19 protein-coding genes and 1 pseudogene are annotated in these 25725 nt (G+C 34.9%); 15 read left to right on the top strand and 5 right to left on the bottom strand.

The genetic code is table 11. The features are described from left to right. Positions 1-8: 8 nt before the first annotated feature. The 5 genes and pseudogenes from IX38_RS23395 to IX38_RS10240 all read left to right on the top strand — a co-directional run bounded on the left by IX38_RS23395 (position 9) and on the right by IX38_RS10240 (position 4738). Positions 9-932, top strand: coding sequence for an nSTAND3 domain-containing NTPase (locus IX38_RS23395; RefSeq protein ID WP_034704515.1), 924 nt, complete (start codon positions 9-11; stop codon positions 930-932). Positions 933-1242: 310 nt separating this feature from the next. Then, positions 1243-1998: pseudogene (locus tag IX38_RS21925) on the top strand (AAA family ATPase); the annotation flags it as partial. After that, positions 1995-2411: a hypothetical protein gene (locus IX38_RS21920; protein WP_051884609.1), complete on the top strand. Its 417-nt coding sequence runs from the start codon at positions 1995-1997 to the stop codon at positions 2409-2411. The pseudogene IX38_RS21925 and the gene IX38_RS21920, both read left to right, overlap by 4 nt. A gap of 9 nt (positions 2412-2420) precedes the next feature. Next, a complete protein-coding gene (locus IX38_RS10245) occupies positions 2421-3326 on the top strand; it encodes a 5-methylcytosine restriction system specificity protein McrC (protein ID WP_051884607.1) in 906 nt (301 codons plus the stop codon). Positions 3327-3328: 2 nt separating this feature from the next. Further along, a complete protein-coding gene (locus IX38_RS10240) occupies positions 3329-4738 on the top strand; it encodes a hypothetical protein (RefSeq protein ID WP_034704512.1) in 1410 nt (469 codons plus the stop codon). Positions 4739-5142: 404 nt separating this feature from the next. On the opposite strand, the gene IX38_RS10235 is transcribed toward IX38_RS10240, so the two are convergent. The 5 genes from IX38_RS10235 to IX38_RS10215 all read right to left on the bottom strand — a co-directional run bounded on the left by IX38_RS10235 (position 5143) and on the right by IX38_RS10215 (position 11645). After that, entirely contained in the window at positions 5143-5415 is a 273-nt protein-coding gene (locus IX38_RS10235) for a hypothetical protein (RefSeq protein WP_034704510.1), read from the bottom strand. 247 nt (positions 5416-5662) lie between these two features. Then, positions 5663-8788, bottom strand: a complete 3126-nt coding sequence (locus IX38_RS10230) for a glycoside hydrolase family 2 TIM barrel-domain containing protein (RefSeq protein WP_117585890.1) — start codon at positions 8786-8788, stop codon at positions 5663-5665. Between the two features lie 224 nt (positions 8789-9012). Next, a complete protein-coding gene (locus tag IX38_RS10225) occupies positions 9013-9534 on the bottom strand; it encodes a hypothetical protein (RefSeq protein ID WP_034704504.1) in 522 nt (173 codons plus the stop codon). A 118-nt stretch (positions 9535-9652) separates the two neighbouring features. After that, positions 9653-10492, bottom strand: coding sequence for a carboxylesterase family protein (locus tag IX38_RS10220; RefSeq protein ID WP_034704501.1), 840 nt, complete (start codon positions 10490-10492; stop codon positions 9653-9655). A 142-nt stretch (positions 10493-10634) separates the two neighbouring features. Next, on the bottom strand, positions 10635-11645 hold the full coding sequence (locus IX38_RS10215; protein ID WP_034704498.1) for a WG repeat-containing protein: 1011 nt from the start codon (positions 11643-11645) through the stop codon (positions 10635-10637). A 294-nt stretch (positions 11646-11939) separates the two neighbouring features. Here IX38_RS10215 and IX38_RS10210 point away from each other — a divergent pair, with 294 nt between their 5' ends. The 10 genes from IX38_RS10210 (at position 11940) to IX38_RS10165 (ending at position 25711) form a co-directional block, all read left to right on the top strand. Further along, on the top strand, positions 11940-13481 hold the full coding sequence (locus IX38_RS10210; protein WP_034704495.1) for a T9SS type A sorting domain-containing protein: 1542 nt from the start codon (positions 11940-11942) through the stop codon (positions 13479-13481). A 7-nt stretch (positions 13482-13488) separates the two neighbouring features. After that, entirely contained in the window at positions 13489-16659 is a 3171-nt protein-coding gene (locus IX38_RS10205) for a hypothetical protein (protein ID WP_131368660.1), read from the top strand. 10 nt (positions 16660-16669) lie between these two features. Further along, a complete protein-coding gene (locus IX38_RS10200; RefSeq protein ID WP_084680246.1) occupies positions 16670-20434 on the top strand; it encodes a DUF6443 domain-containing protein in 3765 nt (1254 codons plus the stop codon). After that, positions 20434-20871, top strand: a complete 438-nt coding sequence (locus IX38_RS10195; protein WP_034704489.1) for a hypothetical protein — start codon at positions 20434-20436, stop codon at positions 20869-20871. Before IX38_RS10200 ends, IX38_RS10195 begins: the two co-directional genes overlap by 1 nt. A 110-nt stretch (positions 20872-20981) precedes the next feature. Then, positions 20982-22049: an RHS repeat-associated core domain-containing protein gene (locus IX38_RS10190; protein ID WP_316934141.1), complete on the top strand. Its 1068-nt coding sequence runs from the start codon at positions 20982-20984 to the stop codon at positions 22047-22049. A 6-nt stretch (positions 22050-22055) separates the two neighbouring features. Further along, complete coding sequence (locus tag IX38_RS10185) at positions 22056-22583, top strand: hypothetical protein (RefSeq protein ID WP_034704484.1); 528 nt, start codon at positions 22056-22058, stop codon at positions 22581-22583. Between the two features lie 91 nt (positions 22584-22674). Continuing rightward, positions 22675-23715 carry an RHS repeat-associated core domain-containing protein gene (locus IX38_RS10180; protein WP_316934140.1) on the top strand — a complete coding sequence of 347 codons (1041 nt, stop codon included), beginning with the start codon at positions 22675-22677 and terminating at the stop codon, positions 23713-23715. A 5-nt stretch (positions 23716-23720) separates the two neighbouring features. After that, the gene (locus IX38_RS10175) at positions 23721-23966 is read left to right on the top strand and encodes a hypothetical protein (protein ID WP_034704480.1); all 246 of its coding nucleotides are present in this window, start codon (positions 23721-23723) and stop codon (positions 23964-23966) included. Positions 23967-24136: 170 nt separating this feature from the next. After that, positions 24137-25237, top strand: a complete 1101-nt coding sequence (locus IX38_RS10170) for an RHS repeat domain-containing protein (RefSeq protein ID WP_316934139.1) — start codon at positions 24137-24139, stop codon at positions 25235-25237. A gap of 12 nt (positions 25238-25249) precedes the next feature. After that, positions 25250-25711, top strand: coding sequence for a hypothetical protein (locus IX38_RS10165; protein WP_034704474.1), 462 nt, complete (start codon positions 25250-25252; stop codon positions 25709-25711). The last annotated feature ends 14 nt before the right edge of the window (positions 25712-25725 follow it).

Below are 25725 nucleotides of genomic sequence, written 5' to 3'. Positions count from 1 at the left end.
AAATAAAAATGAGAAAATTTTACTCCTGTAGTGTGGGCGAAGAAGGTAAAGGTTATGATGAAAAAAACCTTTCTAAAATCATTGAAAACAAAGCTTTTATTCTTCACGAGAATACTCCACAAAAAGGTCATTATCAAAATATTAAAATAAATGACATTCTTTTACTGAAGTATAGGGGACAGTTTGTTGCTTATGGGGAAGCATTAGATATTATAAAATCTTCTGATGATGAATGGAATTTATTTGCACCTGTAAAGCATTGGTTTTTTCACAACAGTTCAGAACCTGGTACAGGCCCTGAGATTTATGGGATGAAAAATGCAACTTTGGGAGGTAGTCAATATGGAACTGTAAAACCTCTTGAAGAAAATTTTTCATTAAAAAAGATTTTGAATATTGATGATGAAACAGATTTATTTAAAATACTAAAGATAGAGCAGCAAAAACATAAAGAAAATAAAGCCATGCAAGATAAAATAGACTTACTCGAATATAAAAAACAAATCATACTTCAAGGTCCACCGGGAACTGGTAAAACCAGAATGGCTAAAATGATCGGGGAAGAAATGACGAAAGTTAATAAAGTAGAAAGTCCAATTGATTTTATTGACAATTATTTCAAAACCTATAAACCTGATGAGTCAAGATTAGAACTACGTGCTAAAATAAAAAATTCGTTAAACGATTTTCAACAAAAATTTAAAAAAGAAGAACTTAAAAATTTACCCTTAGAAAACTATGCTTTGGGAACTGATGACAAAGACGGTTTTTGTTACTGGTTAGAGTATGTATTAACGGAAACAGGTCAGTACAATGGTCAAGCAGATAAAGGAAAAATTTATTGGAAAAGCGATGAACAAAAATATGTAAAGAGCGGTTTTCTTAAAAATATTGAAGATGATGAAGAGGCCATGAATAAAATGGCTGGCTGACTTACTAAATAATATTATCAATGAAAGCTATACATATGGAGTTGAATATCCCATTGGTAAAGGTTTCGTTTTAAAAGTTCTAAATTCTTACTTTCCCGATAAATACTTTCCAATTAATAATGAAAAGCCCTTAACGAATGTTTTGAAGCTTTTGGGAGAAAAAACTGAAGGACAAAATTACATTCAGAAAAATGTAAGATTGCAAGAGATTTTTTTAGAAAAAAAAGAAAAATTTGATGCGAATATCACTAACAATGAATTCATGCAATTCCTGTTCAATAATTTTAGTATAAAAAATGAAGTTAAGGTAGAAAACAACGAGTTAATCGTTGAAGGAAAATATAAAATTATACAGTTTCATCCTGCATACAGTTACGAAGATTTTGTAAGGGGTATTTCTGCAAAAACTAACGAAAATGGAGATGTCTGTTATAAAGTTGAAAATAGAATTTTAGCAGAGTTTGCTGATGAAGCATTTGACAATCCCAAAGGAAAATACATCTTAATTATTGATGAAATTAACAGGGCAAATTTACCTTCTGTTTTAGGAGAATTAATTTATGCACTAGAATATCGTTATAATCATGAGAAAGACAATAAAAAAGAAGCTTCTGTGGAAAGTGTCTATGATATCTCCGAAAATGAAGAGGAGTCAGATCGACTAATTCTTTTGCCTGATAATCTTTATATTATAGGAACAATGAATACCGCAGATCGAAGTGTCGGACATATTGATTATGCTATTAAGAGGCGTTTTGCTTTCGTGGACGTTCCTCCAACCTCAGATGCGATAGATAATGTGGTAAAAGATTCTGCAGTAAATGCAAAAGCGAAATCATTATTTAGTAAGGTTTCAGATTTGTTTAACGAAGATGAAACGAAAACTATTTATTTACAGTCAGACTTTAAAGCAAAAGAGGTACAGCTGGGACATAGTTATTTTATAGCAGAAACTGAAAAACAATTGGAATTAAAATTAGAATTTGAGATAATACCGCTGTTAAATGAATACGTTAAAGATGGTATATTAAGTGAAAGTGCTTTAGCTGAAATTCAAAATTTATGATCTCCCGTATTTATGAGCATTACAATGGACGAGCTTTAAAAAGAGAATATAATTTTGAAGGCGATTTATCTTTCAATGAAGATTATTCTAAACAGTTTTACCGAAAGTCCAGAAATGAAAAAATAGATTGCTTTCGTATTTATTCCGATAACGAAACAAAAACCCACGCAATTGCCAATTCTTATTTCGTAGGAGTCGACTGGATCATTGAGAAAAAAAAAGCTATTTATATACAGCCTAAACTTGATGATTATTCTGACAACGAAACCGATTATTTGCAGATGTTGTTTTCGGCATTGAAGCATGAAGAAGTTTCTAAACACACTGTAGAACTGTTTGAAATAAAATGGGATAAACCTACAATTGCCATTACTCAACAAGAAGATTTGCTAACTCCTTTGCTAATAGTGTAATTTTTGACTTTGGTAAAACAAATCGTTCGAAAAGGATTGAAAAAATCTTATTATAAAGTTGAAAACAATTTACATTCAAAAGTAAAGGGGAAAGTTTTGGTAAGTCGAACAATCAAGCAAAATTTGGTGAAGAATAAACCATTACATACTTTTTGCAGCTATGATGAATTTGGTTTCAATGGATTAGAAAATCGCTTGTTAAAAAAGGCTTTGTCTTTCGTAGAACGTTATTTACCTACAATCAAAAATTTACAAACCGACAATTATACTACAGAAATTTTTAATTATATCAATCCAGCTTTTCAATTCGTATCTGAAGAAGTAAGTCTTTATGATGTGAAAAACACTAAAACAAATGTTTTTTATAAGGAATACAAGGAAGCCATTCATTTGGCTAAATTGATTTTAAAGCGCTTTGGTTACAACGTCTCTAATATACAAGAGAAGACAATAAACACACCGCCCTTTTGGATTGATATGAGTAAATTGTTTGAGCTATATGTTTATGGAAAGTTGAAAGAACGTTTTCCTTTAAAAAATGATGTTAAATATTTATTTAAAACAAATTATCAAGAACTTGATTTTATCATAGATTCCAAAATTGAAAATTATCAAATGGTCGTTGATGCAAAGTATAAACCGCAATATAAAGAGGGTAATATTAACAAGGAAGACATTCGACAGGTAAGCGGTTATGCGCGAATGAAATCTGTTTATAAAGAATTACACAAGGAAGATAATTACAATCAAGTTATAGATTGTCTAATCATATATTCGGATCAAGGTGCAGGAAGAAAGGATTTTGCAAACGCCAATTTTAGAGAGGAAACTGAAGATAATTACGTGCAGTTTTACAAAATTGGTATTGAACTACCAACTTTAATAGTAAATGACCATACTAAGAAATCTTTATAATTATGCTAAGAATCTACTGTGATAAAAATATTTATTCTTCAATAAAAGAGGGTAAAAGAAACTTCAACCTTGCACTAAAGGAGTTAATGGATGAGCTTAAAGATATTCTAATTTTTACCTATTCTCATGCGCATCATCAAGATCTATCAAACTCTGAAAGTTCATTTTGGGAAGAGGATTTACTTTTGTTGGAGCATTATGTTAAAGATCATTATTTCGATTATGATGCAATCAAAAAAAAGACAAATTGTTTATTAGCAAAACCAACGGAATCCTTTTATGATACTGATTTTATTATTTCAAAAAACTTCCTCAATCCAGATAATAATTTAATGGATAGTCTTTTTCCAACTATTGAGGGAGAAGACGACGACGAGTTTTCAAAAATTGCAAAAGATCTATTTCAAAATCTATTAAATATTCCTATTCCGAATCTTCATCAAACTGAATTAGCCGGAAAACAAAAAGAACTTTCAGAAAAATATTTACCTAGTAATGAAAACCTTACCGTAGGATCAATGATGGAGCATTTTTTTAAATTTGGAAATAATCTCTTAACAGATCGAGAAGAAGTGATTGGGTTAAAAAAAATGATGGAAGAGTATGTAAGTAGTGATAAATACAGTTTCGAAAAATGGAGGGATCAATTTGATGAAAAGTTTAAAGAAAATTTCGGAGGTCAAAGTTTTACAGACTTAATGAAACAAACTTTTGATGCTGTTAAAGATTATAATGAATATGACAAATTTGTTCTTTTTTTTAATTCATTGGAATTGCATAATGTTACGAAAGATAAACCATTAAGAAAATCACAAGCTCTAGAAAGCATTCATACAGATGCAAATCACGCTTGGTATGCGTCTTTTTCAGATGTTTTAGTTACTGATGATAAAGGATTAGCAACTAAAGCTTACATCACTTATAAGTTTTTCGAAATACGGACAAAAATTTTTACCACTGAAGAGTTTTTGAATAACAGAACGATATTTTTGCAACAAGAAGAAAATGATGTAAAGTCTTTTTTTAAATTATTAGATTTCGAAATAAAGAATAGTTTGGTTTTAAGAAATAGTACTCACTACAATATTGAAAATGATATGATTTTAAAAAATCATCATAAGTTTTTCAATTACTTTAATAGGATTAGTAATAGTAAAGGTTCTTTAAAATTATATTGTCAACGCCACTCAAATGCTAACTTTAATATGTTTAGAGAGGCAAAACTATTAACAGATAAACTTGTGAAGTTGTTTGGTGTAGATGCAGAAAACAAAGGATATTACAATTCTGAAAAAGATGATCCAAAAGATGATGTTATCAGAAAATGGACATTTGAAAATATAGAATTAATCTTTGGAATCGCTTTTAATAATGGTGGAAATTGTTATTGTTTAGAGATTCTTATTCATTAAAAAAATCAAATTTACTTAGCAATATTATCTTTTAGACCAAAGAAAATCAGTGGGATTTTTTTCTATATTAAAATCTCCTGATTCGAAAGTGAAGTTTAGTACTTCAACAGGATCAAGTAAACCTAATGAAACGGAGAATGTAAAAAACTGATTATCAGTATTTTAAATAGAAATAAATAAGATGCTAAATGATAAAAAAGTTATTGTTCAGTATGTATTTTTACAAATAGTACTATTAAATCAGTCCCTTATTTGTACCATTGAATCATAACTAATTCATTATCAGTAGTCGTTATTTTTGAAGAAGTGAAATAATTATTGATTAGCATTTAATTAATAAACATACAAAACCGCTATGAACAATTGTTTATAGCGGTTTTTGTTTTATTATGCTGAATATTAAATTAGGCCGGCTTTTTCTTTACCATGCTGATGATAGATACCAAAGTAATTGCACCACCCAGACCTAGTAAAAATAATGCTAAAGAATTGCCGCCGACTTCACTCCGGTTGTTGGCAGAAATCTGTTTAGCAGCCTCTTCCGCACTGGTTGCGGTTGTAGCAATTTCTATATTTTTCTGATTGACCGCGTCGCCATCTGCCTGAAAATAAAGATAGCCGCCTATGACCAAAGCAATTATACCAATGATCAGTAATACCTGAGATTTGTTTTTCATAATATGATTATTAAAGTGGATCTAAAGTACCGAAAATTTTATTGGATATCAGTGGTAATTCTGTCGATTTCCTGAAAAAAAATAAAAAATTCTGCGCAGTTTAGGATGTTGTTTTATTGCTGTTTTTTTAACAGGTATTTAAAAATTGCTGATATTCAGACAAGGCTTTTTATTTCTATTTCTGAGACTGCCATATTCTTTAGAGTTTCAAAAGATATTATTTATAGCCTCATTAAAGTGGTCAAGCTTATTTGTTATTCAGCAAACTAATCGTATACCCGTAACTGTATTTTTTGTCAAGTAAACGATATTCATCATGCGGATACGCACCCCAGCTGTCATCACCACCAAGTCCGCGTTGCTTAAGGTCAATGTTTAAAAACACCTGATGTCTTGGCGGTAAATCAGTAGGATGCTGCTGCTTTTTGGTCAGACCGGGATCAAGATCTTCCACACTGTGGTTAATAGCTGTAAAAGCAATAGGCTGTTTGCCTTCCACTTTTATTCCATTGCCCGATTCATCAGTAAGAGTGAACCAACGGACATCCGTTTTATTACCGCTCTCCTGCGGACGGATATATCCTTTGTAGTACTGATTCTCTACTTTATCCTGATAAATATCGATAAAGGAACTGCTATTCCGGTCAATATAGTTCTCGTATGGACCTCTTCCATAATAGCTGAGGTTATTATAGCTTCCGGGCAATGTACTGCGCATTCCAAAGCGTGGCAGTTCAGGAAGCTCTTTACCGGTCATATCCATTGTTGCAGTAATCTGTATGTCGCCATTATTATGGATAAAATAATTGATTTGATAAGGTACATCGATGCCGGCCAGTTGCCATTCGACCTGGATTCCTATTCCGTTTTCGCTTTGTTCTGCAACCGTAATCTTTTTTAATTTTTTCTGATCATGAGCAGAACGCCACAAGCCCAATTTTGAAGGCATACCATTTCCGAAATCATTATCGGTAGGTGCTCTCCAGAAATAAGGTTCCGGGAAATTATTGAAATTGCTTTTGTTTTTGCTGTATCGTGTGAACTTTCCTTTTTGCAGATCAAATTCACCTTTTACGTCACCAGCAGTGAAATTCAGCTTTTTATCATCTTTTGTGATGACTAATTTTGGTGCTGTAGCTGCTTCTTTCTCAAAATAAGAACCTGCATAACTGAACTGCTCTTTGGCGATCTCCACTCCGGCAGGCAACATTTCTGTAGCTTTTTTCGTATATACATAAAGGTTTAGGAAATACTCGCTTCCTGCCGCAGATTTATATTGGGGAAGGTTGAGCTTCAACTCTTTTGACTGATGAGGAGCGAGCTGAACATCAAATTTTCCTTCATTTACTTTTTCGCCATTCCTAAGAAGTTCCCATTTAAATGTATATTGGTCCAAATTGGTAAAATCGAAGATATTTTCGATATTGATTAAGCCTTTGCTCAAGTCTTTTGCGGTAAAGATTACATTCTGATACATCTTTTTTACTTCATAAGCACCAGGATCAGGCGTGCGGTCGGAACTGATGATCCCATCGGCTACCCCATTCTCGTCATTCTGCCAGTAAAATGCACCCAGATCACCACCATAAGCCCAGAATGGCTTACCGTTAGCATCTTTGGTTTTAATACCCTGATCTACCCAATCCCAGATGAATCCGCCCTGCATATTCCTGCTTTTCCGTATGATTTCAAAATAAGTCTGCATATTACCATTGCTGTTACCCATTGCGTGTGAATATTCGCACATAATGTAAGGTCTTGTTTTAGTGGAATCGGCAGCATATCTTTTCATATCGGCGATGCGAGGGTACATAGGAGCAACAATGTCCGTATTCCAGTCTTGTCCGGCCTGTTCAAACTGTACCGGTCTGGAAGTATCCCGGCTTTTGATCCATTTGTAATTATCGTGAAATACGGGTCCGTTACCACATTCATTACCCAAAGACCAGATAATAATAGAGGCGTGGTTTTTGTCGCGCTCTACCATTCTTACAATCCTGTCTGTGTGTGCCGGAGCCCATTCCGGAAGGTAGGCCGGGTGTACCGTTTTATCAAAACCGCCCTGTAGTTCCGCACCCATACCGTGGGTTTCGATATTGGCTTCATCTACGAGATATAAACCATATTGATCGCACAACTTATACCACAGCGGATCATTCGGGTAATGCGAAAGCCGTACAGCATTGATGTTCAGCTCTTTAATTAGTTTTATATCTTTCAACATCAATGCTCTTGTGGTGGTATGACCTGTTACATCATCGTGTTCATGGCGGTTTACACCGTGGACGGAGATCGGCATTCCATTAACCAGAAGTCTCGCATTCTTGATCTCAACTTTACGAAATCCTATTTTTGAAGCAATAATGCTGATTGCTGTTCCATTTTGATCTTTCAGAGTGAGTATACAATCATATAAATTGGGTGTTTCGGCATTCCATTTTAACGGCTTTTTAATGGTTGTCTGGAATTTCAGGGTTTGAATGCTGTCTGCATTTATACTGAAGTTTTCCTGCTTGTTATAAATGGCTTTCCCTGATTTGTCCAGCAAGCTGAGTGTTAAGCTGCCGCCTTTAAGGTCGTTGCCTTTGAATTTGCGAAGATCTACATCGGCACTGAACAATCCATTTGTATATTTTGCATCAAGATCTGCTTTGAGGAAGAAATCCCATACCGCCAGCTTTGGAAGGGCATACAAATAAACATCCCTTTCCAGTCCGCTCAGGCGCCAGAAGTCCTGATCTTCCAGGTAGCTGCCGTCGTGCCATCGGAATACCTGTACAGCAAGCAGGTTCTGTCCTTTTTTCAGGTATTTGCTGATGTTAAATTCTGCCGGGGTCTTGGAAGCTTTGGTCATCCCAACCTTCTCACCGTTCACATAAATAAATGCACATCCTGAAATAGAACCAAAATGAAGCAATATTTCTTTCTGATCCCAATTTTCAGGAATGGTAAACGTTTTTCTGTAAGTACCTACGGGATTATTCGGACCTATAAATGGCGGCGTTCTGGGATGCGGATAGGTAACATTGGTATAGATAGGAATACCGAAACCGTTCAGTTCCCAGTTGGAAGGCACTGTTAAATTCGCCCATCCGGAATCGTCCAGTGTAGTTTTGTAGAAATCGGTACGCCTGTCTTTGTACTGATCTGTATAGCTGAACTTCCATTGCCCGTTAAGGGATTTATAGTTAGCAGATTTAGTATAATCATCGGAAAGAGCATCTTGCTGACGATCAAAGGATACAAATGTGATGTGAGGCTTTTCCTTTCCCTGGTCAACGAGACTAGGATTTTCCCAATCGTTGTTTTGAGCCAGAACTGACGAAAAGAAGAAAAAGGGCAGGAATACTACCGTTACTATTTTTAAATTCATGATAGGAGTCTTCGTGGTATAGGTTTGATAAACAAATTTACATAAAAAAATAAAATCACAAATATGAGACTACATTTTGAATAACCTGAATGTGTTTAAAATATTTTTATTATGACTCATAAATATACATTTTGGGCTTTGCGTTGTGGCGGAAAAGCTAGTTCGACTTAGGCAAATCGAAGCACAGGAATAGTTGAATTTTATCTCGCAGACATACAATCCTTTTAGAATTGATTTTTGTTCCTGTTATTTGCCGTTTTCAAAGCGTTGTCAAGTATGTTTTTTAGGTTTCCATAGTTGTCAATATGAGATATTTGCTGTTCTAAAAATGGTTTTTCCATTTTGTAGATTTTATAATTCTTAATGTAAATTTTCAGCCGTTCCGAACTGTGTTTCCCTATATATCTATAAAATTCAAAACGCTCAATATGTCGAAAGTAGATAAATCCGAATTCATCTGTCCATATGCCATTTTTAGAAATTCTGAAAATTAATTTGCTTCTTTTAAGTCCGCCATAAATGAAAAACAAACCTATGGTAATTATTAAAAATCCATAAAGTATATGGGATTTAAGCAGCATTATGTATAGGGCAGACAAAAACATTAAACCCCCGAAAATAGCTAAACCAAAAGGTTGTTTGGTTTCATAATAGTCACTATGAAATTCTTCTTTCTCAATTTCTAATTTCTTTGAAATGGTACCTTCATAATTTCGTCTAAAAATGGTGTAATTTTTATTTGTCATTATTTATTTCTGCTGTAATTACCGGTTTTCTTTAAAACATAAAGTGTTCGAAATTCATTTGTATTATTTTGTCCAATAATTCCCAGTATCAGAAAGGTCAAATTATAGCTGCAGTTTTTTATTTATGTCTTTCAAATAGCCATTTGGGAATTTCCTCAGTTAGTAAAAACGGAATGACAATATTATTATGATTCAGGTTACTTAAAGTTGTAAAAGTCAAATTTTTGTTTGAAGATAATTTATTAAACAATTCAAGACTTCCGATATAAGGATTCTCATCATCTTTTCCCCCATGAATAAGCCATATACTTTTCTTGCTTAATTTTTTAAGATTTGAAAAATCAGGAACGGCTGCAACAGAAACAGCCGCCGCAAATTTGTCTGGCGCACTATTCAGTACATTTTGTGCAGTTGAACCACCCATAGAATAACCAATTAAGTAAATCCTGTTTTTATCAATGTTCGGATATTCTTTTTCTACATTTTGAATTAATTCCAATAAGGCAAAAACATCTTTTGAAGGTGTTGAAATTTGAATGCCCTCCCTATTTTTTTCATAATTTGAAGAACGGGTGCTGAATTGCGGTGCAATTACATAACATTGATATTTATTATAAATTTCGGGTCTCAGCCAAATTTTCGCAAATGGCTCAAGTTGATTTTCATTATCATTTCCAATTCGGGTAGAGTTGTGGAAAGTAATTACTAAAGGATATTTTTGATTATCAATATTATTTTTTGGTGTTAGAAGCCTGTAAGGAATTTGTATATTTTCTTTAGTAAATATTTTTTTTACAAAGACATCAGTATTCAGACTGTTTAATGTTTTTCTATTATTTACGAAAGTTAAACTGTCAACGGTCGTTTCCCGGAACTCTTTTTTCTGTGCAAAAGCGAAACTTGCAGTTAAAGTCAAAAAAAGTATCGCCAGAATTTGTTTTAAATTTCTTTTATGCATACGGTTTTTACAAAATTAGGATAATGGTTTGGTATTGCCAAAGGCGAGGATTTTTATTGCAAGAGTTCAATAGAAAAACACAAGCGGTACTTGTATAAATGTCCAATTCAAGCCGTCCAATACCTAGGCATGTGTATGTTTTTTATTTTTCGTAATATAGAAAAGGCTTTTTGTCGTTTCCAAATATATAAACTTTGTTATTATCAATTGCAATTGTGCCTTTATCCGAAATCCAGTCATAATTTTTATTTAATGAAGAGCCATCCTTAAACAAGATATTGTATTTATCATTTGCTTTATAGATTCCAAAGCCATCATTTATAATTATTCCACCTATATTCCTGCATTCAAATTTACTTTTTAAAACTAAAGTTGGTGTGCGAAGTAAATTATAATATTCCCAAACCGAATTGATTTTCAAACCAATTAGATCCGGATTCTCTGTTGATAGAATAACTTTACTATATGTAAACGGGAGCATAAGTTTATTGTTTTCATCAACAATACCTATTTTTCCGTTTTTTTTGGCAATAACTAAATTTCTTTTGATATAATAAATGGAATCAAAAACAGGTTTTATAATGGTATTTTCATTTTGATAATTTTTATCCAATTTATTTACACCATATTTTTTATTTTTCCCTTTAAATGAAATTAATCTTTCTCTTTCAAAATAAGGTTCTGCACAGCCAAGACCCGGAGTTACATAATCTCCTTTAGATAAATCAAAAACATCAAACGAAGAACAATTATTTGTGTGGCATAATGCAACGAAATTTTCTCGCATTGGTGTGTGCCACAATTGAAATATTTTGTAGATTGGTTTAACTGATACATTACCACTTATATCAATTATCCCAAAATTATCGTCTAATTTTATCAATGTAGATTTTCTGCCAACGAAAGGATAAGCAGTGTGAAAACCCACATCTGATATTTTTTTATTTGTTTTTGTATTAATATAATAAAACTTATCATCAATAAATGTTGGCATTATTGAATCTTTTTTATAGGATAGATTTTTTAATGTTTCAATATCGAATGGAAATTTATCAAACTCAATTTTATTTTGAGAAAATAAATTTTTGCAGGTACAAAGAAGAATTAAAATTGTGATACAAGTTTTCATTTCAATATTATATAATGATTTCATAACCTTTAATATAGTAAAAGGTTTGTTTCCTTAATTTACAAAAATAGAGTATTCTTTTAACTAAAATTTCCTATGTTTTCCAGTTTTTATGAAATAATTGTATCTATAATTTAACACGACAAGTTCTGTCGCTATGCAGCAGTAGATTTGTTTATCAAAGTCAAAGTTTAGGAGAAAAACACGAGTAATTGATAATATTCATATTAAATCTCATTAACGGGACTTGAAATACGTTAAAAAATGTTAAATTTGCCGGAAAATTATAAATAAAACTAATATTAAATACACAAACAGATGAATAAACTTTACTCTGGTGCATTTATTCTATGCACGGTTCTGGGATTGTCTGCCCAGGAAGTACTGTGGCAGAAAGATATCAAATCCTCGACACAGGATTTTCTAAGCCAGGTGACAACTACTATTGACCAACAATACTTAATTACGGGAAGCTCAATCCAAACATCCAAAATTCTGGATGGAAATAAACAAAATAACGGTTACGATTTTCATATAATCAAATTGAATCAACAGGGGCAGGAAGTCTGGGAAAAATACATTTCTGGTCAGAATCATGATTATTTATCTGCTGCTGTTTCTACACAGGATGGTGGTTTTCTGCTTTCCGGTACTTCCTATTCCGGAAAAGGTCTGGATAAGAAAGACGACAGCAAAGGTGGATCAGACATCTGGCTTATTCGATTGAATGAATTCGGGAATGAATTGTGGCAGAAAACATTGGGAAGCTCTTCCGATGAAGAGGCCAGATCGATCATTCAAACAACTGATCTCGGATTTTTTGTAGCTGGGAATGTTCAGAATTCAGCTAAAGGTTACGGTTCCAAAGATATTTTGATTGTTAAATTAGATAAGAACGGAAAAGAGCTTTCTCAATCCATTTTAGGCGGAAAAGGCCTTGATGAAGTAGAGAAAATGATTCCCACTAAAGATGGCGGTGCTTTGTTAGGGATCTATTCCAGAAGCAATATGGGAGGTTCAAAGAAAACTGAAAACTATGGTGAAGGAGATTATTATATCATCAAACTTAACAAGGAAGGAAAGGTTGAATGGGAAAAGAACTTCGGCGGAAAAGCAGATGACCATATCAGAACATTAGCTCTTACTTCCACAGGCTATTTAATCGGTGGAGAATCCAGATCAGAAAGATCAGGAAACAAATCGGCAGGAATCACCGAAGGAACAGACCTATGGTTGATCTCTTTAAATGAAAGAGGCGAAGAGCTTTGGCAGAAATCCTACAATTTTGGGAACCGGGATATTCTGATGGGAATTAGCGTGCTTCACTCAGCAGATGATCAATCTTCAAAAGGGATTTTATTAGGAGGTTATACCCAGGCAGAAGGCCGTATAGAAACCACCGATGAAACCTTCTGGATGCTGTACCTGGATCAGGATGGCAGCGAGCAGTGGAGAAAACACGTGAAAGGAGAATCCAGAAAAAAAGAAGAAAAATTATCTGACATCAAATTGAACAGAGACGGCTCCATTATTCTGGCGGGAACAAGTGCGGAAGAACTCGGAAAGGAAAACTGGAAGATTGTGAAGCTGGGAGATAAGCAGCTAGATCAGTTAATTGAAAAGCAGGATATAAAGATTTATCCGAATCCGATGTCTGATTATGCTTATGTTGAAATAGGGTTTGATTTTAAAGAGGCTGATATTATGCTGTATGATATGGGCGGAAGGCAGCTTCAGAGCTTGAAGACTAAGAATAAAGTGACTAAGTTGGGTACTCAAAACTTAATTCAGGGGGCTTATCTGGTGACGATAAAAACAGATTTGGGTAAAACAGCTAGTGCCAAGTTAATCAAAAAATAGAACACAAATGAAAATTAAAAAAAGAATATTATTCTTATCTGCAATGCTATTGGTGATAAACAGACTAGCTGGACAGACGGACAGATCTATTGTATTTCCTCCTACCCCGGAAGTATCTTCCATAGGTAAATTTATAGATCAGCCTATGACCCTAAGCCGTGGGATTCCTGAGATTACAATTCCTGTTTACAACCTTACAATAGGTAATCAATGGTCTTATCCAATCAGCTTGCAATACCATGCAGGAGGAATCAGAGTTGAAGAAATGGCTGGAAGGACCGGGTTGGGCTGGAATATGAGTGCTATGGGAATGATCACCCGTACCGTGAAAGACTCTCCGGATGATATTTCTGGAAGTGGATATATGTATACTTCTTATGATATAGATGAAGTGAAATTAATGGTTCATGATAGCGAGCAAGGCAATATATTACAATCTCAAAAAGAATATATTGATACAGAACCCGATGAATATACCGTCAGCGCAAACGGAATGCAGTTTCGTTTCTTTTACGACAAGCAAAATGCAAGGTTTGTTCAGGCACCATTAAGTAATGTAAAATTGGAGCCTCAATACAATAATGGTAAAATTATTTCCTGGATATTGACGGATACTAATGGGGCCAAGTACTATTTTGGGATAAACAATAATGTAGAGTATTCCGATCTCTCACAGACTATTACCCTTGCAAGTGATACTCAGGGAGCTGTAGGAGGCCCCAGCAGTACACTTCCCCATATTCTGACATGGTATTTAGTTAAAATAGAAGATACAAAAAATAATATTTTAGAATTCCAATACAAGCAAAATCCGACTTATCAATATTATTCTAAAGCAGGCGAATCTACAGTGAAATTTTTTCCTAGTGAAAAAGTTAAATACATCAATTACAGTCAGAGAAGAATTACAGCTATGTCTTTGGAAAAAATCAAATATAATACAACTGAGATTGAATTTATTGATGATACAGCCAATAGACAAGACTTGGCTAATAACAAAGCCCTGAAAGAAATTAAGGTGAAGGAAAATGGGAGGTTAATAAAAAAAGCAGTCTTCAATTACAGCTATTTTACTTCTGACAATTCAAAGCCATACGATCACTATTATTATTTTGCAGAAGACGGATACCGGCTTAAGCTTGATAATGTAAATATCTACAACGGTACGGACTCAATGCCACAGAAATATGAATTTATATATAATTCCAGAAATTTACCGAACAAATACAGCTACTCACAGGATGCATGGGGATTTTATAACGGAGAAAGCAATTCGGAACTGATTCCTAAAACAGTGGGTTATTTTACAGATGCCGGAACTGCAAAGAGAAATGTTTCTTTGGAATACGCCAAAGCCTGTATACTTGAAAAAATTATTTACCCTACCGGAGGATCTATAACTTACGAATATGAATCTAACCGGGTTTCCAGAGTTGTACGTCCAGCTGTTGTTAGGTTCGGAGAAACTGAAACCAAGAATTTCTGGCTTGAAGCAGACAAAGATATTGGTCCGGTTAATGTTACCGTAATAGATAAACCAGAGTACAGGCAGAGATTATCAATCAACCGCCCGGGTAGTACTGTTACATTAAACACCAATGTAGAAGGCTGTACCAATCAATTAAACAGCAGTGACTGTAAATATACTGTAAAAATAGCAGGGGTTAATAATTCTACAAATATGACCATAGCGCAGTCTCAGCTATCTCTTAACCTGCCCAAAGGAGAATATGATGTCATCGCTTTAAAAACAGGGAACGGCAATAGCCAGACTTTGGGGTTCAGCGTTGTTGCTTACTGGGATGAACTTTTAGATGATCCTAATAACCTTATTGTTGGAGGACTTAGAACAAAACATATTAAACTTTTTGATTCGGATGGAACTCCATTACTGACAAAACAATATGAATATGATTACATTCAAAATGGAGAGACCATATCCAGCGGCAATATAATGGATTATCCTGTTTTTATATTTAACTACACGGCGGGTCTTAATTTTTCCGAATCTAAAATAAGCAGTACACCAGTCTCTCCTTTGGCTAACCTTGCGATGGCTTCAGTAATTTATGACAGGGTTACCGAAAAAAGGATAGACGCACAATTAAGAACACTGGGACGTACAGAGTATTCATACACATTTGACATGAAGACAGACCCTGAATATTACACAGAGGGAACTATTAACAGTGATCTTACCGCCAGTGTATTTAGCTGGAGAAACGGGCTGCTTTTATACAAAAAGGATTATGATGAAAATAACAATCTCTTGCGTTCAGTAACCAATGAATATACGAGTAAAAATAAATTCTCCATCAGTAATTTCGGAGGATATTTTGAGGCACGGAAAAAGAATGCTACTCCATTTTACAGCTACCTGTTTTATCCCTTTATTACAGATACTTTCAGCATTGATAACTCAGAAATCATAGATTATTTAGATGGAAAGACTGTAAAAATGGAGGCTGAATACTTTTATAATAGCCCCAACCATTACGGGATGACTTCCCAGAAAACCATATCTTCTGATGGTTCTATAGCAGAATTCAATTACCAGTATGCCCATGAGCAGAACCAAACAGACATGATTACCGCCAATATGATAAGTGTTCCTATCCTGACGGAAGTCAAAGAAAACGGCAAAACGATTTCAAAAACAAAAACCGTGTATGCCAAAAATGCTCAGACTACTAATTTGATCCTTCCGGTGTCCGTACAAAAATTCAATAAGGATAATTCCTCTGTAGCAGAAAATAAAATTGAGTATAACCAATATGATAATAAAGGAAATATCCTTCAGTACACGACGAAAGGTAGCATTCCTACCGCTATTATCTGGGGATATAACAATACCCTGCCTATTGCAAAGATTGAAGGTGCAACCTATCAGCAGGCGGTAAGTCTTGCTGCCGATATTATTGCCGGATCCAATGCAGATATAGATGCAGGAACGGAGAAAGAGCTCATGACGGCTCTGGATACTTTCAGGAATCAGGATGCCCTTAAAAGTTACAGCATTACGGCTTACACCTATGATCCGCTTATAGGAGTAACAAGCGTAACTCCGTCAACAGGTCTCAGGGAATTTTATAAGTATGATTCCGCAGGCAGGCTGCAATCCATCGTGGATGCCAATGGGAACATCCTGAAAGAAATGAATTACAATTACAAACACTAAAACACCGATCATGAAAAAATATTGGTTATTAATGATAACCTGCCTGTGTACTGTAATGCCTTTAACGGCGCAGAACCTGACACAGACAGAAAACTATATCTACAGCAGGACCTATTTAGAGCCTGTAACCACTTCCAGCGACAGCGCAAAACAGGTACAGGAGGTGAGCTATCTGGATGGCCTGGGAAGACCCAAGCAGAATATTTCCATTAAAGCGACCCCGTCAGGAAAAGATTTGGTAACGCCTGTGGAATATGATGCCTTCGGAAGGCAGGTGAAAAATATGCTGCCATTACCTCAGCAGAATACAAACGGTGGAGGAATTTTTACCTCGCCTGATGTGGCAGGAGCGGCCTCTTTATACGGTAATGCTTCCAATTATTATGGCGAAAAGAAACTCGAGAATTCTCCCTTAAACAGACTACAGGAGCAGGCTGCTCCGGGTGAGCCGTGGAAAATGGGAAGCGGGAAAACCATACAATATACGTATGAATCCAATAATGATTCAGAGGTTAAAAAATGGGTTGTTACTACTTCATGGGCTACCGTTTCCAATGTCGCAACATCAAACCCGGTATTAAGTATTTCAAATGAAAATACAGCGTATGCTTCAGCAGGTTTTTATAAAGCAGGAACATTGTATAAAAATACCTTAACAGATGAGGATGGAAATACCGCCACTAAATATACCAACAGCAAAGGACAGACTATTCTGGTAAGAAAAAATGACGGGACTCAAAATGTAGATACCTATTATGTTTACAATGAATACGGCCAGCAGGTATTTGTCCTTCCTCCTGCGGCAGTAAAAGCCATTGAAACAGAAAACAATACCATTTCTTTGGCAACGCTGGATAATTTTTGTTATCAGTACCATTATGACAACCAGGACAGATTGGTGGAAAAGAAATTCCCGGGAAAAGGCTGGGAATATATGGTCTATGACCAGCAGGACAGATTAGTGCTGATGCAGGATGCCAATCTGAAAACCACCACCAATAATTTCGCTGCCAAAGGCTGGTTATTTACCAAGTATGACCAGTTCGGAAGAGTAGCTTATTCAGGATTTTTTGCCAGTACGGATACAAGGCAGATGATGCAGAATGCCCTGAACACCATGGCTTCCAATGCTCAGAATAATGAAAAAAGAGACGATTTGAATCCCTTCACGCAGGGCACAGAAAATATTTATTATTCCAAAATGGCATTTCCTACAGGAAGCATGACCATTCTTTCGGTTAATTATTATGATACCTATCCTCCGGTACCTTCGGGGTCCAATCTTCCTGTAAGACCTGGTGTTATCCTGAGACAGAATACCCTTGCCTCAGTTCCAGCTTCTATGACGGTGAACGGGGTTACCACAAACAGAAGTATTAAAGGGCTTCCTACGGCAAGTTATGTAAGGAATATTGAAGATACCAACTGGACGAAAGATTATTTCTGGTATGATACCAAGGGAAGAGGTATCGGAAGTCATTCTGTCAATCATTTGGGAGGACTTACCAAAACGGAAACAGAGCTTGATTTTACCAGAATTCCTAAGCAGACCATTACTTATCATAGAAGAAAAGACAATGAAACAGGGGTAACGGTAAAAGAACGTTTTGAGTACGACAATGCAAACAGGCTTGTAAAGCACTGGCACCAGGTAGACAGTAAACCTGAGCAGCTTCTGGCTGAAAACACTTACAATGAACTCTCGCAGCTGATCAATAAAAAAGTGGGAAACAATCTTCAGAGTATTGATTATACCTACAATATCCGGGGTTGGCTGACAGATATCAACAAAAACCAGATGGCTTTGCCGGATCTTGGTGGAAAACTGTTTTCTTATAAAGTAAAATATAACCAAAAAGACGGAATTGAAAATCCTGATCCTGCACAGTTCCCCGGAAAGAATGTCAAAGCAAAATACAACGGGAATATTGCCGAGATAGACTGGAGGGCTGTTGAAACCATAGGCGTCAATCCTTCTCTGACACCCAAAAGATATGGCTATGCCTATGATCCGATGAGCAGGCTCTTGGCTGGATATTATCAAAATCCGAACAACCCTTACAGCAAAGAAAATACAGAATCTTTAACCTATGATTTGAACGGGAATGTTACCAATTTGTACAGAACCTCTGTATTAGAAGGTGGAACCAATACCGCTGCCGTAATAGACAGACTTACTTATGCCTACAATGGAAACCAGGTAACCAATATTAATGATGCCTCTCAAAATTCTATAGGCTATGAAGGGGGCGGAGGTACCATAAGCTATGATCTGAACGGAAGTATGACAGCGATGCCGGATAAAGGAATTTCCAGTATTAAATACAATTTTCTGAATCTTCCGAATAATTTGGCAATCAGCAAGAACGGCAATGAAAATTTAATCATTAATACCAAATACAGAGCAGACGGCACAAAGCTGACAAAAGAAAACGTAACCACCATTACAGGTTTTAATGGATATACAACAGTCAAAAAAACGACTGATTATCTGGACGGTTTCCAGTACCTGAAAACAGAAAATATCAGCGGTGGAGGTTCTTATGAAATGCTCTTAACATCTTCATTATCCCAAAGAGCAATGCAGCCACAGGCTTTCAGTCTTACGGGCCCTGTAGTAACTGATCCGACTATTAATCCTCCTTTCGGAGGTGGCGGAATTATTGTTGATGCTAAAACTCCCGACTTGCAATTTTTCCCAACCGCAGAAGGATTTTATGATTATATAAAAGATCAGTATATTTACCAATATAAAGATCATTTGGGAAATAATAGAATAAGTTTTACAAGAAACAAGGCAGGTGCTCTGGAAATTGTAGATAATAACGATTATTACCCTTTTGGGATGAATCATTTGAAAACGGGAAATGCTTTCTTTGGTCAGGGAAGTTATAAAAATTATAAGTACAATGGTAAGGAACTCCAAGAGACGGGTATGTATGATTATGGAGCGAGATTCTATATGGCGGACATTGGACGTTGGGGTGTGATTGATCCACTAGCAGAGAAGATGAGAAGATTTACACCTTATAATTATGCTTGGGATAACCCAATTATGTTTGTTGATTATGATGGAATGTTTGCTACACCTCCAGATGATTATATTGATGCTAGTGGTAAATATTTAGGGAGTGATGGAGCTAGTACTAAAAATATTAGGATTATAAATAAGGTCGATTGGAATAATATTATTGAAGAAAAAGGTGGGGCTATGTCAGCAGATGCTACATCAGCTTTACAAGCAAGTAGCTCACTCGTTACAATAAATACAATTCAGATTAGTAATGATATAAATAATGCAAATAATGAAACGATTGCCGACCAAACTAAAGAAAGGCAATTGTATTTAGGATTGAACGTGACCCGTGGTGATATTCCAAAAGCTGAAGTAACTTCCGTTAGAGGTGCAGATGGAGTTAATGGGGAAGCTACTTTTAACGTAGGAGAACAGACTAATAAGTCAACAGGTTATGTTAGAAGAACTGTAGACGGTACCAATATGCCATTATTAGGAGGAGCTCATACTCATAATACGGTAACAGATCCTGGGATGACTAATGATATTGGAACATCTAAAAAAGATGTGAATACTGCAAAAAGCTTTAATACTACAATTTATTCAATAGACTCTTGGACAGGTGTCCAAACAGGAGGAAACGCTATTCACAGAGTAAAAGGAGATGGAACTCAAACGAACAATGTTGGTACAACAACTGGATTCGATATGGGGTCAAATGCTTTAAATAATTATATAGAAAAACAAAAGAAACCATAATGAAAAATACAACATTAATACTATTAATAATATTCTCTTTAATTAGTTGTTCATCACAAAAAGTAAAATCAAAAATTATTTATACTTTACCTTTTATAGTAACAGAAAGAATATATGAAAAATTAAAAACAATTGACAATACTGATGGAATTTCGTTTACTTTAGGTAATGATACAGGAGAAAATTATATTATTTATATAAATATGCCCAAACAGGATGAATATAAATTTTGGATAGAAAATACAAATAGAGCGATACTTATAAAGGACAAAACATATCCTCTCGTACTTGAATCAGATGAATATTTTTCTTATCCTGAAGATGAAAAATTGGTATTAAGAAAACTTGAACAAGAAGAGAGTATAAAAAAAATTACTGTGATGAGAGATAATGTTTTCAATGTAAGATTTAATCTTAACGGAGAAATTATAAAATAAACACTGGAGTTACTATTTTTTAGAACGAAAATGTTATACTTTTTATCCTTTCGAAGTTAATGAGATGTTATAAATAATTAGGGTATTGATTTCAATACCCTAGTTTTTAAATAAATTTCACGAAAAACACCACAGGAGCTCTGGAAATTGTAGATAATAACGATTATTACCCTTTTGGGATGAATCATCTGAAAACGGGTAATTCGTTTTTTGCACAGGGAAGTTACAAATCATATAAATTCTTAGGAAACGAGTTGCAGGAGACAGGGTTTTATGATATGAACGCCCGTTTTTATATGGCAGACCTGGGCAGGTTTGGGACACATGATCCGTTGAGTGGTAAAACGTTGGATCCTTACGGTTATGCGTTTAATAACCCAATAATGTTTGCAGACCCTTCAGGATTAGAAGGTGAGCCTGTAAACGGAGGAACAGGCCCCGGAGGACCTCAATCCATAGGAACTCCCGCAAGTCCTATTGATGTAGGTGAAATTGTACTGAATGCTCCAATAAGGGCGATGGCTTCCAATACTACATCAGTAATGCCGTCTAACTGTTTAGTATGTAATAGTGGAGGAGGAATGCCTGCTCCAAGATTACAAAATACACCAGCTCCAAGTATACCTGAAATTAAACAATCTTATCATAATTTTAATCCTTACAAACCAGATAATACACCGGAATGGTATGCCTTTGGAGGACGTGCGAATTGGGGATTAGCAACAGCTGCGGCAGGTGTAGAAAATTTTTCTGGACAAGCCAGAATTACTACTTATGGGTCTTCTCTTAAAATTTATACACCTACTGCTAAGGGACATATTTTTATTAAAAATCAATATACGAGAACCACGAGTATAAGTAAGATTGGCAAAGGTTTAGGTACGGCTTCTTTTTTATTGGGAGTTGGACTTGATGGGATGGGAGTCTTAAATTATATGGATAATCCCAGTTCTTCAAATGCTGTACATCCCGGTAAAGCAGGATTTAATACTGCAATGGGGTATTTAGGATTAAAAGGAGGAGTATCTGGTGCGATCATCAGTACTTTATATTTTGGTGTAGATAATTATTACCCAGGAGGGTGGGTTGGTGCGTCTGAAACCGCTGACAAAATTGAAAAGCATGAACAACAGACAACAGGACATCCATTTTTTAACAATTCTGCAATAAAATTTTAAATAATTATGCAAAAAGTGAAACGAGCTTATTACTATTTATTTTATAAACTCTATAAACATTATGAAAATAGCTCGGAACCTTGGTGGAGCGATTTTAAGGCAAGTGCTTCAATTGGAGCATTAGAAATTTGGCTAATATTATCAATATTAAATTATTTTCTAATGATTACGGGGGAAACTATTGGTAACCTAAATATTTGGCAACCTTCTGTTTTTATACCATTTATATTACTTTTCTTATTGCATTACATTGCATTTATTCGTACTGATATATGGAAAGAATATATTAAAGAATTTGATCAATTATCTAAGGAAAAGAATAAAAAAGGTGGCACTATTACTTGGCTTATTATAATATTTATAATTATTAATACAATTTTGTCCTATTATTTATTATTTCAACGTGCAAAACAAAATCAAACAGGGCCTTATGCTCCAGAAATTGTTGCAAAAGAAAGGAGAGAAGATTCTTTACAGAAGGCTCAGCAAATTGAAAATCTAAAAAAAATATATGGCGAGGGTAGTAAAAAATAAAAATGTAGAGTTGTTATCTTTAGGGTAAAAGTTTACATCTTATGTTCTTTAAACAAATAAATTAGGGTGTTGATTTCAATACCCTAATTAAATTAAAACAAGTTTCGCAAGAAACAGCGCAGGCGTTCTTGAAATAGTTGATGCGAATGATTATTATCCTTTTGGGATGAATCATCTGAAAACGGGTAATTCGTTTTTTGCACAGGGAAGTTATAAATCATATAAATTCTTAGGAAACGAGTTGCAGGAAACAGGGTTCTACGATATGAACGCCCGTTTCTACATGGCAGATCTAGGGATATTTGGTCAGCATGATCCGCTAAGTGCTTCTACGCTTGATCCTTACGGTTATGCGTTTAATAATCCAATTATGTTTGCAGACCCTTCAGGATTAGAAGGTGAACCTGTAAACGGAGGAATAGGCCCCGGAGGACCACAATCAATAGGAACAGTAACCAATCCTATTGATGTAGGCGAAGTTGTTCTGAATGCTCCAATTAAGGCAATAGCTAATAATTCTGGATCAATCCTACCCAATAATTGTACACTTTGCTACAGTGGAAATGGTGCATCATCAGGTATCAATCTTTCTGCCCCGCAGATTCAACCAACGCCGTTGTATCGTGGCCCCGAAAATGGACAAGGAGGAGGTGTGACAATGATGGATTCCATGATTTGGGATCTGGCAGGTATTCTTATCGCCAATAAAATTGATCCCGAAGATCAGGAAGAAGCTATTGGATTAGGAGCTTTAGCGATTATTCTGTCAAGAGGCAAGGCTATTGATGATGTAGCTAAGGTCGAAGCTGCAATTGCAAAAGCGGAAGTTGCTGCAGCTAAAAATGGAGAACAGCTCTTTGAAATTGCAGATGGGGTTAGGAGAGCAAAAGCTGCAGAACAATTGGGTCTCAAAACTATAAATGCAACAGATAACGCAGGTAAAGTGTTTCAAGTTCCGCTAGAAAACCTTAGATCTCCTCTGAAAAGTTCCATTGATGTTAGTACGCCTCTTAACCAAATAAGATATGATAGGATATACGAAAGTATGAAGGCTGGAAATAAATTACCTCCTATTTATGTTAATCCTGGAAATAAAGGAATAACTATACCAAATATTGTTTTAAAAAAATAGTAATAATGATAAAAACAGAAAAACTTAATAATTCCATATTAGCAATCCAAGATTTAATAATTCGAGCCCGTAGCTTGGCTTATCAAAATGTGTCAATGGAGATTTTAGCTGAATTTTTGGATGGTTTGGAATATCTTCCTGCTTTAATATTAGAGCAAGATGACAGAACTGATTTATTTGAATCTTTTTTAGAAGAACTATGTACTAAGTATAGTTTTTTAGAAGTTTTGGATAAATATAAAAAAATATGATGCTAAAGTGGGACAGAAATTGCCTCAATTAGTCAGTTTTTTGGAGCATATTGAGGTTGTTGCAAATTATATTGCAGACTGCAATGAAAGTTGCGATTTTTTAGGACTAAAAGTTTATACTCTTTAGAATAGAAAAAACTAGGGTATTGATTTCAATACCCTAGTTTTACATTACAACAAGTTTCGCAAGAAACAGCGCAGACGTTCTTGAAATAGTTGATGCTAATGATTATTATCCTTTTGGGATGAATCATCTGAAAACGGGTAATTCGTTTTTTGCACAGGGAAGTTATAAATCATATAAATTCTTAGGAAACGAGTTGCAGGAGACAGGGTTTTATGATATGAACGCCCGTTTCTACATGGCGGATCTTGGGATATTTGGACAGCATGATCCTTTAAGTGCATCTACGCTTGATCCTTACGGTTATGCCTATAATAATCCTTTATTTTATACAGATGCTTCAGGATTGTCAGGAGATCCAGTAAACGGAGGTGGAGGCCCAGATATTCCTGCAAGTTCATTGGGAGGATCTAACAATCCTTATCAGATACCTGAAATTGTGATTAATGCTCCAATAAGGGCAATGGCTTCCAATCCGGCATCTATTATGCCATCATATTGTTCCGTTTGCTACAGTGGAAATGGGACATCATCAGGTATCAATCTTCCTAAGCTTCCATCACAGGAAGAGGCAATGAGCAGGCTTAAACAGCCTATTTTACACAACGGAGCTGCTCAGATGATTGGAGGTATCGGTGATCCGGCAGGTATCTTGGATATTGGGGCACAGCTTTTAAGTAATTTAGAACCAGAAGATCAGGAAGCTTCTTTGGGATTAGCGGCTATAGCTATAATTTTAACCAGAGGAAAAGCTGCACCGGGAATTATTAGGGCAGAGAGTAAGATAATTGTAGGAAATGGTGGTAATTATGTATCATCTATGAATATTATTAGAGAGGTTCGGAAAGGAGAAAAGATTTCAGATTTAGTTAGCTTATTGCAAAATCGAACTTTAACTACTGGGGTTGAGCATGCAGTCGTAAAGCTAGGGAAAAATAGTGTTGCTCCTGGAGTAAGAGTAATTGTAAGTGGAGGGCCTCATGGTATATCATTTGGTGCAGGTGAGGTTAAAACAATCTTTGGGCATACCCATCCCTTTGTAACTGGTGCAAGCACAGCAGACTTTAAAGCATTACAAATATTAAATCAAAGCAGACAATATATTATAGAAGGATTTAATTCTCCCTTTATGATTAGAAAACCTTAATTTTATAAATTTATGGCAATAATATTAGAAAACACAAGTAGATGTCCTTTATGTAATAATATTTTGGATGACTCAAAAGAATACATATTAACTCCTCCATTAATAAGTAATGAACTAGATGAACTTTTCAAATTAAGTGATTCAGGTATTCATCTCGAATGCCTTAATAAATCTGATTTAAATAATAAATTATTTAAATATTTAGAATTATATGGGCAATTTTCCAAAAAGATGAGGTCTTTAATACTTGAAAATGATCCAAAAGATGTTATTGGTTTTAATTTACTTTCTTCTGATGAAGTAGAAGATATAAATAAATATAATTATTTTATAATATTAAAACAAGATATTTCAAAATGGCGCGATCTTGAAGATTTTAATTTTATTGCGAATGATTTCCTAAACAGAAATAAATGGAAAGGGATTTCTCAATTTAATTACTTAAAAAATCTTTTAGAAATCATAAATAGATAATCATAAATAGAGTG

The sequence above is a fragment of the Chryseobacterium luteum genome, assembly GCF_000737785.1.
GTDB lineage: Bacteria > Bacteroidota > Bacteroidia > Flavobacteriales > Weeksellaceae > Chryseobacterium > Chryseobacterium luteum.
The sequence above is the reverse complement of the archived record's forward strand: the minus strand, read 5'-3'. Positions and strand labels throughout refer to the sequence as shown.

Coding starts and splice junctions, on each gene's coding strand:
- IX38_RS23395 (WP_034704515.1), top strand. CDS start 9: ATGAGAAAATTTTACTCCTGTAGTGTGGGCGAAGAAGGTAAAGGTTAT.
- IX38_RS21920 (WP_051884609.1), top strand. CDS start 1,995: ATGATCTCCCGTATTTATGAGCATTACAATGGACGAGCTTTAAAAAGA.
- IX38_RS10240 (WP_034704512.1), top strand. CDS start 3,329: ATGCTAAGAATCTACTGTGATAAAAATATTTATTCTTCAATAAAAGAG.
- IX38_RS10235 (WP_034704510.1), bottom strand. CDS start 5,415: ATGAAAAACAAATCTCAGGTATTACTGATCATTGGTATAATTGCTTTG.
- IX38_RS10230 (WP_117585890.1), bottom strand. CDS start 8,788: ATGAATTTAAAAATAGTAACGGTAGTATTCCTGCCCTTTTTCTTCTTT.
- IX38_RS10225 (WP_034704504.1), bottom strand. CDS start 9,534: ATGACAAATAAAAATTACACCATTTTTAGACGAAATTATGAAGGTACC.
- IX38_RS10220 (WP_034704501.1), bottom strand. CDS start 10,492: ATGCATAAAAGAAATTTAAAACAAATTCTGGCGATACTTTTTTTGACT.
- IX38_RS10215 (WP_034704498.1), bottom strand. CDS start 11,645: ATGAAATCATTATATAATATTGAAATGAAAACTTGTATCACAATTTTA.
- IX38_RS10210 (WP_034704495.1), top strand. CDS start 11,940: ATGAATAAACTTTACTCTGGTGCATTTATTCTATGCACGGTTCTGGGA.
- IX38_RS10205 (WP_131368660.1), top strand. CDS start 13,489: ATGAAAATTAAAAAAAGAATATTATTCTTATCTGCAATGCTATTGGTG.
- IX38_RS10200 (WP_084680246.1), top strand. CDS start 16,670: ATGAAAAAATATTGGTTATTAATGATAACCTGCCTGTGTACTGTAATG.
- IX38_RS10195 (WP_034704489.1), top strand. CDS start 20,434: ATGAAAAATACAACATTAATACTATTAATAATATTCTCTTTAATTAGT.
- IX38_RS10185 (WP_034704484.1), top strand. CDS start 22,056: ATGCAAAAAGTGAAACGAGCTTATTACTATTTATTTTATAAACTCTAT.
- IX38_RS10175 (WP_034704480.1), top strand. CDS start 23,721: ATGATAAAAACAGAAAAACTTAATAATTCCATATTAGCAATCCAAGAT.
- IX38_RS10165 (WP_034704474.1), top strand. CDS start 25,250: ATGGCAATAATATTAGAAAACACAAGTAGATGTCCTTTATGTAATAAT.